At 36.5% G+C, this 13,720-nt stretch carries 10 protein-coding genes; all 10 read left to right on the top strand.

Translation table 11 applies throughout. The annotated features are described in order from the left end of the window. The first annotated feature begins 26 nt into the window (after positions 1–26). The 10 genes from NSQ89_RS01385 (at position 27) to NSQ89_RS01430 (ending at position 13,700) form a co-directional block, all read left to right on the top strand. Positions 27–1,766, top strand: coding sequence for an ABC transporter ATP-binding protein (locus NSQ89_RS01385; RefSeq protein WP_341132126.1), 1,740 nt, complete (start codon positions 27–29; stop codon positions 1,764–1,766). Further along, complete coding sequence (locus NSQ89_RS01390; RefSeq protein ID WP_061800626.1) at positions 1,763–3,565, top strand: ABC transporter ATP-binding protein; 1,803 nt, start codon at positions 1,763–1,765, stop codon at positions 3,563–3,565. Before NSQ89_RS01385 ends, NSQ89_RS01390 begins: the two co-directional genes overlap by 4 nt. A 233-nt stretch (positions 3,566–3,798) precedes the next feature. Then, positions 3,799–4,890, top strand: coding sequence for a threonine aldolase family protein (locus NSQ89_RS01395; RefSeq protein ID WP_095320574.1), 1,092 nt, complete (start codon positions 3,799–3,801; stop codon positions 4,888–4,890). A 4-nt stretch (positions 4,891–4,894) separates the two neighbouring features. Next, positions 4,895–5,326, top strand: a complete 432-nt coding sequence (locus tag NSQ89_RS01400) for a GNAT family N-acetyltransferase (RefSeq protein ID WP_095259208.1) — start codon at positions 4,895–4,897, stop codon at positions 5,324–5,326. Positions 5,327–5,528: 202 nt separating this feature from the next. Continuing rightward, a complete protein-coding gene (locus tag NSQ89_RS01405; protein WP_341132127.1) occupies positions 5,529–7,571 on the top strand; it encodes an ABC transporter permease in 2,043 nt (680 codons plus the stop codon). Positions 7,572–7,583: 12 nt separating this feature from the next. After that, positions 7,584–8,081 carry a GNAT family N-acetyltransferase gene (locus NSQ89_RS01410; protein ID WP_047944666.1) on the top strand — a complete coding sequence of 166 codons (498 nt, stop codon included), beginning with the start codon at positions 7,584–7,586 and terminating at the stop codon, positions 8,079–8,081. A gap of 418 nt (positions 8,082–8,499) precedes the next feature. Further along, positions 8,500–10,338: a methyl-accepting chemotaxis protein gene (locus tag NSQ89_RS01415; RefSeq protein ID WP_061800630.1), complete on the top strand. Its 1,839-nt coding sequence runs from the start codon at positions 8,500–8,502 to the stop codon at positions 10,336–10,338. A 260-nt stretch (positions 10,339–10,598) separates the two neighbouring features. Beyond that, a complete protein-coding gene (locus NSQ89_RS01420) occupies positions 10,599–11,816 on the top strand; it encodes an MFS transporter (protein WP_047944665.1) in 1,218 nt (405 codons plus the stop codon). Between the two features lie 114 nt (positions 11,817–11,930). Next, positions 11,931–12,068, top strand: a complete 138-nt coding sequence (sspO, locus tag NSQ89_RS01425; RefSeq protein WP_047944664.1) for a small acid-soluble spore protein O — start codon at positions 11,931–11,933, stop codon at positions 12,066–12,068. A 351-nt stretch (positions 12,069–12,419) separates the two neighbouring features. Next, positions 12,420–13,700, top strand: a complete 1,281-nt coding sequence (locus NSQ89_RS01430; protein ID WP_341132128.1) for a hypothetical protein — start codon at positions 12,420–12,422, stop codon at positions 13,698–13,700. The last annotated feature ends 20 nt before the right edge of the window (positions 13,701–13,720 follow it).

Below are 13,720 nucleotides of genomic sequence, written 5' to 3' on the forward strand. Positions count from 1 at the left end.
ATAACTCTTTGTGGGGAGGAGAAAGAATGAACTTATTAAGAACTACTTTACAGCATTTTAAACCATATTGGCGCAAGTTACTGATTGCCTTATTTTTCTCATTAGTTGGCGGTGCGTTTACGATTCTACCTCCAATCCTTGTCGGGAAATTGGTAGACGAAGTAATCGGTGATAAAGCGATAGCCTTTATATTATGGATTGTTTTCGGAATATTAGCAGCATTTTTAGGAAAAGCGCTATTTGAATCCTTACAAGAATTTGTACAGGTGAAGATTGGCTTTGATGTTATTACAGATATGCAGATTCGTGCCTTTAAAAGGCTTCATCGAACACCGATGTCCTTTTTCTCGAATACACCTCGTGGAGACATGTTATATCGCCTGACCCATGATGTAGAATCTATTCAGAATTTGAACAATACTGTGGTACCTCGGATTCTTCAGCAAGTGATTAGTGCGGTAGCGGCTTTTATCACCGTATTTGCAATATATTGGCCAGCAGCGATTGTGATGTTCGCAGTATTTGCTATTTATATTTTTCCATCCTTTAAATTAGGGAAGACCATGCGGAAGATGAGTGCCGTACAAAGAGACATGAGTGCAGATATGTATCAGCATCTCCAGGAAAGCATTGAGAGTGTTCGACTAGTAAGAACCTATCAAACACAAAAAGACGAAATAGCAACTCAAGAGCAGAAACTAACAAATTGGAAAAATTATTCTATCCGGGCAGCTTTAATCGGAAAAGTCAATTGGCGTCTTGGAAATTTATTTAATATTGCTACACCTGGTGTGGTGATGCTTATTGGCGGATTGGCAATTTGGCAAGGGAATATTACGGTTGGAACTCTTATTTCCTGCTTGAATTTTATTCCGATTATGTTTCAGCCAGTTCGTTCCTTAGCGGAAAATGCTTTAACGATTCAGCAGGCGATTCCTGCTTTACAACGAATCTACGAATATTTTGATCTGCCAGAAGAGCATGAACAAAATCTTCCGAATGTTGGTTCAGTCCAAGGGGAAATTGATTTACATAATATTTGGTTCTCCTATCCAGGAAGTGAGAAGCAAGTATTAAAAGGTGTGTCGGTATCGGTAGAGAAAGGAAAGCATATCGGTATTGTTGGAACGAGTGGGGGCGGAAAGAGTACACTTATTCAAATACTGCTGGGATTATATGAACCGGAGAAAGGTTCTGTCACCATCGATGGAAAAGATCTCTTTGCTTATAATCGCAATAGTTTTCGCAGACAGGTAGGTGTGGTCTCACAAGAAACCTTTCTATTAAATAGTACGCTTCGCAACAATCTTTTATATGGTAAACCAGATGCAACGATGGAAGAGCTGGAACAGGCTGTGGAAGCGGCAGGGTTAAAAGAGCTGATTGATTCTTTAGAGGATAAATATGAAACGATTGTCGGAGAACGCGGTTTAAAACTATCTGGAGGTCAAAGACAGAGGGTTGCCCTTGCACGAGCGATATTGCGCCAGCCGCCAGTATTGATTTTTGACGAAGCGACGTCATCCCTAGATGGGGAAACAGAAGAGAAGGTTCAAGAATCGCTGGAACAGTTAATTCCAGGGAGAACAACCATTACGATTGCCCATCGCTTGATAACCGTTAGAAAGGCAGATACTATCCTTTTGCTTGATCAAGGAATGGTTGCCGAACAAGGAACTCATGAAGAGCTGCTAGCGTTAAAAGGGCAGTATTACCAATTATATCGAGCACAATATAGCGAGCTAGAAAAGGAGATGATTGGATGAGTAAGCAGAAAATCTCCAACCAAAAGCAAATGGGCGACGGCAAACGTGTTATTCGATTTTTAATGCCTTATAAGAAATGGGTAATTGGCGATTCTATCGTTATTGCGATTAGCCAAGTTTTTTCTGCATTAATACCAACTTTAGCATTGAGCTGGCTCATTGATACCATCCTGCCAAGTGAGAATCATACATGGTTATGGGGATTAATGTGGTTATTGGTATTATCTGCTGTATTAGATTTAGGAATGATGATAATTGATGAGTATTTTTGCCATATTACAGCAAAGTCTGTTACAAATAGGCAAAAACTACGATTATTTGGACATCTGCAAGTACTGCCTTTTTCGTTTTATCAAAACAATTCATCTGGAGAATTGCTAGCACGAACTTCGGATGATCCAGATACCCTTCATAATTTTTTAGCATGGGAAGGGTCAACTTTTATGGCGAGTGCACAAGGGGTAGTGATTTATAGTATCGTTCTACTTTTCATTCACCCGTATTTAATGATCACAAGTGTTGTGCTTGGAATCCTTTTTTATTGGGCATCGAACTATGTTGGCGCAAGAACGAGAGCAGCATCAGCGGACGCTCGGGCAGAAGCCTCTAGATATTTAGAGAGATTAAGAGAATCTGTAACAGGTATTCATCTTTCCCGAGTAATGGGTGTTTCCGATAGTGAAGTGGAAAGTGTTATTTCCATTAGGGATTCTTTTGTGAAACATTCTCTAAAAGAATTAAAAGCAAGAATGCAATCGGTTGTAGTGATTGCAAGTTATAATGGTTTTGCATTAGGTCTAGTATATTTTATTAGTACATTACTTATTTGGAATAACGATTTAACAAGTGGTCAAATGCTTACGGCAGGTGGCTTAGTAACTATTGCAGCAAATGAAATGCAGCGACTTCTTCGGAATTGGCTTTCGGTCAGAAGAACAGGACCAGCGTTGGATCGCTCGGATATTTTGCTGTCACAACCAGTATCGGAAGCAGAAACGAAGCAAGGGTTGAAGGGAACAAGAGCAAAGGGTGACGTTCGTTTGAAAGATGTTTCCTTTGTTTACCCTGATAAAGAGGAGAATGTCTTAAAGGGTGTTTCATTTACCATTAAGGCAGGAGAAAAGATAGCGTTAGTTGGACCAAGTGGTTCAGGGAAATCAACGATTATTGACTTGCTGTTTCGATTATATGATACGACAGAAGGATCGATTGAAGTAGATGGTCGAGAAATTAAAGAATGGGATACAGATTGGCTTCGCTCCCAAATGGCCATTGTCACCCAAGATGTATTAATGCGAAGTGGGACATTAGCAGATAATTTACGAATCGGCAAAAAAGAGGCAACAGAGGAAGAATTGGATGAGGTTCTCCGTGCGAGCGGTTTAGGTGAATTAGTAGACTCCCTTCCAGATGGACTAAATACAAAAGTTGGCGAAAGAGGAAGCCTTCTCTCTGGCGGTCAAAAACAGCGTCTGTCCTTAGCAAGGGCCATTCTAAAGGATGCGCCGATTCTTGTTTTGGATGAAGCAAGTTCGGCACTAGATCCAATTACAGAGGCGAAAATTAATGAAGCGGTTTTGAAAACAACGAAGAAACAAACGATATTCATTATTTCTCACCGGTTATCAACCGTATTAGCCGCAGATCGTATTATCGTATTAGATAATGGAGTAATTGTCGAAGAAGGCACCCATACAGAACTGTTACAGAATAATAATGGAGTATACACGCGCTTATTCAAGCGGGAAACAGATATAGGAGAAGCAACCGTCAATCATACAAATGCACAGTTGCTATAATTAAAGGCAAGGAACAGTAATTTCTTATGAGAGAGATTACTGTTCTTTTTGTGGTTGGAGGAGGAGAAAAGGGAACAGAGAAATGTCGAAATACTCATTTATGAAATAGAAGTGGGCTCGGTCGCTTTTTGTAGGGAAACAAAAGAATAAACGGATAAAAAATACATCGCAGAATATAAAAGTGCTATAGTTATTCTATAGTCGAAATATTCTGAGTGGGAGTAGGGGAAAGAATGACAAATATATTAAGGGAATCCTATAACAAAACAACCTATAAACTAGGCAATCATGGCAAAAGAAATGTCCAAGTATTAAAAGAAGCGTTACAAGAAATAGATGAAAATGCAGAAAGTGATATTTACGGACAAGGAAAAATAATAGAAGACTTTCAGCAAAAAATGGCTGATCTATTAGGAAAAGAAACGGCTGTATTTTTTCCCAGTGGGACAATGGCACAGCAAATCGCACTCCGTATATGGTGTGATGAAAAAGATTTAGGAAAAGTCGCTTATCACCCATTAAGTCATTTAGAAATACATGAACAAGATGGATTAAAGAAGCTTCATAAAATAGAAACGATTCTTTTGGCCGATGAGACTAGAGTAATAGGGTTAGATGATATTAAAGAGATGGAGCGTGGAGTTGCCTGTGTGCTGTTAGAATTGCCGCAGCGAGAAATTGGGGGACAACTACCAAGCTTTGAAACATTAGAACAAATTTCATTCTATTGTAAAGAACAAGGCATTAAACTCCATCTTGATGGTGCAAGATTATTAGAGGTGCTCCCTTATTATCAAAAAACTGCTGCAGAAGTATGTGCATTGTTTGATAGTGTCTATCTGTCTTTTTATAAAGGAATTGGGGGAATTGCTGGGGCCATACTTGCGGGGAATGCTGATTTTACTAGTCAATCCAAGGTTTGGAAGCGAAGATATGGCGGTGATTTAATCAGTTTGTATCCGTATATTTTGTCTGCTGCCTATTATTATGAAAAACGCGCTTCGAAAATGGCTGAATACTATGAATCTGCTAAAGAGCTGGCCGCACTATTTAATGGGTGCGAAGGAGTTCGCACTCTTCCGGTTGTACCAGTGTCTAATATGTTCCACGTTCATTTTGAGTTGGGAAAAGAAGAAGTAGAACAAATTTTAACTGTTGTTCATGAGATAGCAGGAATTGGAATAAGCGGCTATGTGAAGGAGATTGACGAGAAAAACTCATCCTTTGAAATCAGCTTAGGGGATGCTTATCAAGAAGTTCCGAAAGAGGCTGTCAGGGAAATGTTTAGTTTATTTGCTGAAAAAATAAAGAAGAGAAGAGGATGACATAATGGAAATTATCCAGCAATGGGTTCAGGAAGATAGTGATTATATTCGAAGAAAACTGGTTGCTTATAATATGGAGCAACTACCAGAAAAATTAAAAAGCCCCTATGAAAATATTAGTTTTGTTGTAAAAGATGATGAGGGCATAATCAAGGCAGGTATTACTGGTCATATGTTTTGGCAGCATATGCATATTGATTTCTTATGGGTGGACACGAGTGTCAGAAAAAAAGGATATGGAAGCGAACTGCTGGCAAAAATGGAACAAGCTGCATTAGAAAAAGCATGTACATTTATTTACCTTGATACGTTCAGCTTTCAAGCTCCGGCCTTTTATGAGAAGCATGGCTATGAAGTATTTGGGACATTAGATAACTTTTCGGAAGGTGTTAAACAATATTTCTTGCAGAAAAGGCTGGTTGATGAGAAGAAGTAGAAGATCTGTTTGGCTGAAAAGAGCAAAGATAGGATTGAAATTCCCTCGGTTATCCAAATAAATATATAGACTTCACTTCTATTAATTAAATTAGAAGCCCCATTTTTTTATCCTATGGTTTGGAAAAAATAGGTTGATAATTGATTAATATATCCATATAATTTGAATAGTATAAATATTTAGATAGGAGAAAAGGGGATCAATGAGAAAATTCGCGAAAATTATTATCTATTATTTACTAGGAACTATTGCGATACTAGCATTAAGTGTTTTTCCAAAATACTTTCAAATGAGAGATTTTCCTGAGGGAGAGGGATATTTCTCCACTCTATTCTCCTTTTTGTCGAAGGAATTTTTTCAAAAAGAAGGCTGGGTATACACATTAAATGGTGTAGATCAAAAACCAATATTAGATGTACTCTGGCCAGCTTTTATTTATTCGATGGAAATTTTGCTTTGCGCTATTCTCCTCGGATGCTTCGTTGCTTTTATTTTATCCTTATCATCCTTTTTTCTGCCGAAGTTTCTGTTACAGCCATTAAAAAGATTTCTGGATTTAATAGAATCAATTCCAGATATTATTATTGCTACACTTTTGCAAACAATAGTAGTTGTTATCTATATGAAAACGGGTGTAGAGATATTTGCGGTGGCAAGCTACTCCAATGAAGCCTACTTAGCCCCAATTATTACGTTAGCTATTATACCTGCTGTTTCGCTATTTAAAATATTGCTTTTAATGATGGAAGAAGAATATTTAAAGGTCTACGTTACTTTTGCCAGAAGCAAAGGGATTGCCAATATTGCCATTTTACTTAAGCATATACTGCGTAATATTATTCCGATTTCCTATCACCATTTAAAGATTATTATCTGGGGGATGCTTTCTAGTCAATTTATAATGGAACGTTTGTTTAATGTTCATGGAATTACCTATTTTCTTGTAGAGAATTTTACTCCTATCACCATCGCTGTCTCGCTCTTATTAATCTTTACTCCTTTCTTTGTATTCTTTCAATTAATGGAGGAGGTTGTAAGGGAAGAAAAAGAAACAATGAAAGATGTGAAGAAAAACGCTTGGAAGTATCATTGGAGAATAAATAATCTGGTTGCATCAGTGAAAATTTATTTTAAAAATATTAGGGATTCAATAAGCCTTATAAAATGGCATACATTTTCCGTGGGGAGGCCCTTTATAAAGTTTCTTCAAGTATTTGGTTCATACATGAAAAATTGGAAGTTTGCTTTAGGTAGTTTATTTTTTATTGGTGTAATCGGCTATAGTGTAGCGTATTCTCTTATAACAGATAATCATATTGACCAAATCAGATTGTATTATGCGGATGATGGATCTACGCTAATTTCTGCTATGCCGCATGCACCAACTGAACCTTTCTTTTTTGGATCGGATAAATTAGGATACAGCTTATTTGATCAACTTGTGGTGGGTGCAAAGTATACATTGTTTTTTGCTCTCTTGATTGCTTTTTTACGCGTGATAGGAGGATTAATATTGGCTATATTTTATTCCTTCTATTTTACTAAGGGCTTGCAAAGTATTTTCGCAAAATTATCTGATTCTATACACTTTATGCCGTTGAGTCTTGTTGCTTATATACTATTAAGGCCCATACTTGTACCAACTATAGAAGGATACACAAACACTTTTACAGAGCGTATTTTATTAGAAACACTGATATTAACAATACTGGTGCTCCCGCTAACTACAGTTCTTATCGGAAAAGAAATGAACCATGTCTTGGAAAATGAATTTATAATCAGTGCAAAAGTATTAGGCGGAAATAAGCTTAAGCTTTTTACAAGACATGTTTTACCACATATAAGCGCTCGTTTGACGATTCTATTTGGGCAGCAGTTTATTCAAGTGTTGCTAATATTTATGCATCTAGGTCTTTTTAATTACTTCTTTGGCGGTACTAAAGTATCTTTTGATCCATTGTTTCCTGATCCGCCAATGTCTAGTACCTATGAGTGGTCTGGATTAATTGGACAAGTAGGAAGAAGTACAATATCCTCAGGACGCTTTTGGTATTTCTATATTTTAGTTGCTTTTATGTTATCGATTTTTGCGATGCAACTAATTATTCAAGGAGTAAAAGAAATGCAGCAGGTTAAAGTGGGAGTAACATATAAACTTCCAAAACTTCGAGGTGAGAAAAAAGCGAATGCTAGCAAATTAGAAACTTATCCGATTTCAAAATCCAGCTTTAATCAAATCAGATAGGGAGAGATCCAAATGGAAATCAGGCAATTACGCCCCGATGATGCAGAGGCTTATTTCGCCCTCAGATTAGAAGCATTGCAAATTAATCCCGAAGCATTTGGTTCTAGCTATGAGGAAGAAAAGGATTATCCGCTAAGTCGAACACAAAGCAGGCTAAGTGATCCATCGTCTTATGTATATGGGGCATTTGTGGAAAAGGATTTAGTAGGCGTTGTAACATTAATGAGAGAAACCAAGATAAAAATGAGCCATCGTGCGAATATTTACGCTGTCTATGTGACCCCTAAACGTAGAGGGAAAGGTGTGGCGAAGCAATTGCTCAAAGCCACAATAGAAAAATCACGTGATTTACAGGGAATAGAACAAGTATACTTAGCAGTTGTTGCAGAAAATACAGCTGCAAAAAAAGTATATCGAGCATTTGGATTTGAAACGTATGGAATCGATCGAAAGGCGATAAAAATAAACGGAAAATATTATGACGAAGAGTTAATGGTTCTCTATTTATAAAAAATGTAAAACAGTGATAGCTTTATGAGATAAAGCTATCACTGTTTTTATTTTGGACAGAATCACTAATTAAAGAGTTGAAAATAAAGGGAAATAATATAATAAAAAATTATTTAAATATAAACAAAAGGGTAAAAAGTCCGATAAATTATTTGTAAATAAAATTGAATTATTCTGTAAATTACATTAGTATTATACATACAAAGTAATAAAGTACCTTGCTTTATAAAGGGTCTGATTCTATTTTACTAATTACAATCATACATAGCCACAATAAAAATAGAGGCAGATAAGCAGAAAGATCGATATTTAATGAGAAGGAGGAATAAACAAAAAAACAAAAATTGCTATTTTGGAATAGAAGAGAAAAATCTCTTTAGTAGTGGAGGTTTGAAATCATCAAAGGGGAGAACTTGTGATGGCGAAAATGAAATTTAAAAAACAAAAAATAACCAGTTTAAAGAAAGAAAAAAAATCGCAGAAATCTATTTTTAGCAAACTAAATATCAGAAAGATATCAGGGAATAGAACTTTAAGAGGAGTTAATAGCCGGTTCACTAAATTTAATAATATTACAATTGGCTGGAAATATGGAATAACATTATTATTTGTTTTTGCTCTTTTAACCATTACTACAGTATTAGTAACGACGCGTTTAATCCATATTAATAATAGTATTGAGCAATTAAATAAAACAGATGAAAAAGCACTTATTATTACGGAAATGGGATCACTTACCCGAGAGAAAAGTCTTAGTATTTTAAATTATCTGGACTATCAAAACCCTACATATGTGGATGAATTTCAGGTGATTAATACTAAATTTAATGAATATGAAGAACAAATAAAAAAAGATCTTCGAAATAAAGATGAAAAAGCGTTATTCGATGAAGTGGTAGATCGCAATAAACAAATGAATGACTTATTCTTAGAGCAGATTATTCCTGCGATTGAAGCAAACGATCGATCGGCGGTTAATTCCTTAAGTTTAACCAATACAACTATTCGCAATAGAACAATTACTGCTTTAAATAAAATGCAAGAACAGGTACAAGTTAGTCGGACAGAGGCAGCGGTAGACGCAATCGCTAGTGGAAGTGTTGCAACCAAGACTTTAATTATCTCTATGATTACAGCATTGCTAATTGGTACGGTGCTAATTATTATTATCAGCAGCAGAATTACACGTAACTTAAAGAAAGTAGTAGAGGTTAGTGATACGATTGCACAAGGAGATTTAACGGTAGAAGAGGTTAACTACAAAGGTAAAGATGAAATTGGCCAATTAGCTCAGTCCATGAATAAAATGAGCAATAATTTACGAATGGTCATTCAAAAAATATCAGAAGTATCGATTACAGTAAACAAGCAGAGTGAGAACCTATCCCAATCTACTAATGAAGTAACTGCTGGAAGTCAGCAAGTTGCAACGACCATGCAAGAGCTATCGTCAGGAGCAGAAAGTCAAGCAAATACAGCTACTGATTTAGCATCATCAATGGAATCTTTTTCTGGCACAATCGGTGATGCTTATAATCAAGGGGAACTAATTTATCAATCATCAAATAAGGTATTAGGCATGACAAATGATGGCAGTCGCTTAATGGGATCTTCTATTGAACAAATGAATGTAATTAATCAAATTATGAAGGAAGCTGTAGATAAAGTGCGTGGCTTGGATACCCAATCGCACGAAATATCTAAGTTAGTTTCTGTTATTAAGGGGATTGCAGATCAAACAAACTTACTTGCTTTAAATGCAGCTATTGAAGCAGCACGTGCTGGAGAGCATGGAAAAGGATTTGCGGTAGTTGCAGATGAAGTGAGGAAGCTGGCAGAGCAAGTTGCTTTCTCCGTCACAGATATTACCGATATTGTCGGAAGCATTCAAAAAGAATCAAGTGTGGTAACAGAATCCTTGCAAGGTGGTTATGAAGAAGTAATGAAGGGGGCGGAACAGATTAAGATGACTGGGGAAACATTCGAAGGTATTAAAGATGCTGTTAATGATATGGTAAATAGCATTGAAGTTGTTTCCGAAAATCTAGCATCTATCTTAGAAACAAGTAAAGAGATGAATCGTTCGATTGAAGATATCGCTGCAATTTCCGAAGAAGCAGCTGCAGGGATTGAACAAACATCCGCTTCCGTTCAACAAACAAGCAGCTCTATGCAAGAGCTCTCAGATAGCTCACATGAATTATCTAACTTAGCAGTAGAGTTAAATGGATTAGTAAAAGAATTTAAAATCAATTAAGCATTAAAAAGGTTGGGACATAAGTATTCCAATTAAATTTAATCCCGAACAATTATACGTACACACTAAAAAAATTCGTATAATTGTTTGGGTTTTTTATTTATTTTAAGAAAGAAGGTTTGTGGTAATCGCCCGCAGCCTAAATTATTCGGGAAATGGAAATTTCGGGTATAAAAATAAATGGTTGTATGCTATGATGGAGGAAATAAATCTCATTGGCTTAGTTGTTGATTGCTGATGTTTTAGGAGAGCGATACTAAATGGAAATTTGGAAGCGGAATTTGCTTGTTTTATGGATAGGGGTTTTCTTTACCTCTGCATCCTTTAACATGGTAATTCCCTTTTTACCAATTTTTCTTATTGAATTAAATGTTCATGAAAACACAGAGATTTGGGCTGGAGTACTATTTAGTGCAGCGTTTTTTGCCGGTGCGTTTGCTTCACCGTTTTGGGGAAGGCTTGCCGATAAATATGGAAGAAAACCGATGATTATTCGCGCGGGGTTTGTGCTATTTGTTGTTTATACGTTAGCTGCATTTGTTACCAATCCCTATCAGCTATTAGTACTTCGTATTCTGCAAGGATTGTTGTCTGGATTTATTCCTGGGGCGATAGCTTTAATTGGGACGAATACTCCTTCAGATAAAACTGGTTATGCATTATCAATGATTTCTACGGCATCCGCATCGGGTGGGATTATGGGTCCGTTGATTGGAGGCGTAATCTCCCAATTAGTTGGAAACCGACTTTCCTTTGCGAGTGCTGGGCTCCTTGTTTTTATTGCAACGTTTTTAATTATTTTCTGGGTAAAAGAGGATAATTTTTCGCCAAGTAAAGAAAAAGGATCTGTCAGAAATGACTTGCGGATTGCTTTTTCCAATAAACCGTTGATGCTTGTACTCTTGTTAACAATTGTTACCTCATGCTCGATCATGACGATTGAGCCAATATTGCCTCTCTATATATTAGAGGTCGGAGGTTCCATGGACAAAGCCTCCTTATTAGCAGGTATAATCTTCTCACTCCCTGGTATTGCTAGTGTCATAATGGCACCATATTGGGGTAAGTGGGCGGATAAGGTTGGATTTAACCGCGTCTTATTTATCGGATTACTGGGCGGCGGGCTTGGTACTTTTGCCCAAATCATTTTCAGTAATATTTGGGGCTTTTCAATTACTCGTTTCATTTTTGGACTCTTCTTCTGTGCAGTATTCCCAGCATTAAATGGGTTAGTTGTGAAATCAACAGCAGAGGATTTCCGTGGCAGAGCCTTTAGTTTAAATCAAACAGCCAATCAACTAGGAGGAATGTTTGGACCGATGATTGGTGGTTTCCTTGGAGGAGTTCTCCCTGCTCAGTCTGTTTTTATTGTAACAGGTATTCTGCTGATTGTAGCTACAGGGATTGCTTATAAAAAAGGGAATATATTTAGTCCAACCATGAAACAAAAAGTTAAAATAGTTACACATGGGAAATAAATTTTAAGAGACTTCCAATGCCAAATGGGGGTCTCTGTTTTATTATAAAATACACCTAAGTTCTTACATATTTCAAAAAGGAGCAAGAGAGAATAATGGGTGGAGGTGATAATCATGACAAAAAATAAAAATAAAAATGCGAAGCAAGCAGTACAAAATGATACAGCTCGTCAATATGATCATGAATTTGCCAATGAACCATTAACAGCAGCGGAGAAATTAAATAATAAAAAGACGAAAAAAAGACAATAAAGTGTTCCGAAAAGTATCCTTCAAATGAGGATACTTTTTTTCGAGCAGGAAAAAGTCAAAAGAATAGAAGGAGTATGTAACAAAAAATATCAAGCTGTTGGTATCATAGAAGAAATTTTTAGAGAGTGTGAAGAGAAGTGGAATATTTACTGAATAGCGAAGAAATGAAAAGATGTGATTTAGCGAACATAGGATGCCCAAGGGTTAAAGGAAGAAGATGTTCACCTAAGGGGCTATATTCATGGATTGGCAGGTGATACTGCAATAGCCAAAAAGGGCTGGATGGATATTGCTGGAAGATGATATATGGGATGTGATAGATTAGAAAGTGATATAAAGGAGGAGTTAAGAATGGATACAAGAATGGAAAAATTAATTAATTTAACAAGGAGACAATGGGGGTTAGAAGATTATTATTTAGGTAGACATCATTTATTTAGACAGCTTACATTGGATGGCGAGACAGTGTATTTCTTAAATATGGAATGGTTTCCGAATAAATACGCCGATTGGACAGATGAGGAGGAGAATCCGGAAGGGACTGCTTCGATTGATATAAATATACATACGGAGGAATTCGAATCTGTTATTTTTGTCCAAGGAGTAACCTATGCGAAAAATGGGGTAGTATTTCCACATAAAGATGTAAAAGAGGTAAAAAAATGGCTTGCCGAATTCACAGGCTTAAATATAGAGAAGGATTTTATTTGCAAGCAAAGAGACGAAAGAGAGTATTACTTTGAGGAACAGTGGAATGGTATTCGATTATCTCCATCCTCTTCAATAACTGTAGAGTTTAACGAAGACGGAGAGCTAACATTTTATTCGAAACATATAAGTGTGTTAACGAATAAGAAAGAGTTAGAAGAAAAATATACTTTATCGCTAGCAGATATCGAGGATATAGCGAGAGATCAAGTAGTTTTAGCTGAATTTCCTAATGAGGACGGCAAGTTAATCGTATATGGAGTGGAAGAAACGTATATAAGAAATGATCGGAAAGGAAGCCTTCCATTTATGGAGGAGAAGTTTGGTTTTCGAAAAAACATTAACAAAGAGATAAAATGGCAGGAAGGAAAAGAGGATGATTTTGATAGGAAGCCCTTAGATTGGGCGAATGAAGTAAGTGTGGAAGATGCATATTTAAAGATTCCACATCCAGATTCGCTGCCAATCACGGATGAAGACACAGAAAAATGTATCCAAGAAGTAACCAATTTTTTGCGCATGAAGTATCCGAATGATTCAGGTAAATGGATGCTTAAATATTTATATAGAGAAAATTTTAATTTGCTTGCACGGATTGAGGAAAATGTCTCTAAAAGTATATTTGCAGGAAGAATCCTTACTTTTCATGATCAAGAGGGAAAGATAGTGAATTATATGGATAAAAAAGAACTTTGGGATGAAATTCTCGATGCAAAGGAAAAGGAAGTAATTAAGAAAGAGAAGGAGATAAAAATTACTAAAGACGAAGCTTACAAAAAGCTGAAGCCATATTTCACCTTAACCCCTTATTATGTGTTTGATCCAGCTGATAAGAAATGGGTGCTATGCGGGAAGTTGGACTGTAACTACTGCGTCGATGTCGAAAGTGGAGAAATCAGTAATCTCGAGGATTCTTTTTCTTAAATTAATGATACATTACTAGT

Origin of the sequence: Niallia sp. FSL R7-0648 (assembly GCF_038007005.1) — a bacterium.
Lineage (GTDB): Bacteria > Bacillota > Bacilli > Bacillales > Cytobacillaceae > Niallia > Niallia circulans.

Bases quoted from the DNA above. Each gene is read 5' to 3' on its own strand.
- NSQ89_RS01395 (WP_095320574.1), top strand. From the start codon at position 3,799: ATGACAAATATATTAAGGGAATCCTATAACAAAACAACCTATAAACTA.
- NSQ89_RS01390 (WP_061800626.1), top strand. From the start codon at position 1,763: ATGAGTAAGCAGAAAATCTCCAACCAAAAGCAAATGGGCGACGGCAAA.
- NSQ89_RS01415 (WP_061800630.1), top strand. From the start codon at position 8,500: ATGGCGAAAATGAAATTTAAAAAACAAAAAATAACCAGTTTAAAGAAA.
- sspO (WP_047944664.1), top strand. From the start codon at position 11,931: ATGACAAAAAATAAAAATAAAAATGCGAAGCAAGCAGTACAAAATGAT.
- NSQ89_RS01385 (WP_341132126.1), top strand. From the start codon at position 27: ATGAACTTATTAAGAACTACTTTACAGCATTTTAAACCATATTGGCGC.
- NSQ89_RS01410 (WP_047944666.1), top strand. From the start codon at position 7,584: ATGGAAATCAGGCAATTACGCCCCGATGATGCAGAGGCTTATTTCGCC.
- NSQ89_RS01405 (WP_341132127.1), top strand. From the start codon at position 5,529: ATGAGAAAATTCGCGAAAATTATTATCTATTATTTACTAGGAACTATT.
- NSQ89_RS01420 (WP_047944665.1), top strand. From the start codon at position 10,599: ATGGAAATTTGGAAGCGGAATTTGCTTGTTTTATGGATAGGGGTTTTC.
- NSQ89_RS01430 (WP_341132128.1), top strand. From the start codon at position 12,420: ATGGATACAAGAATGGAAAAATTAATTAATTTAACAAGGAGACAATGG.
- NSQ89_RS01400 (WP_095259208.1), top strand. From the start codon at position 4,895: ATGGAAATTATCCAGCAATGGGTTCAGGAAGATAGTGATTATATTCGA.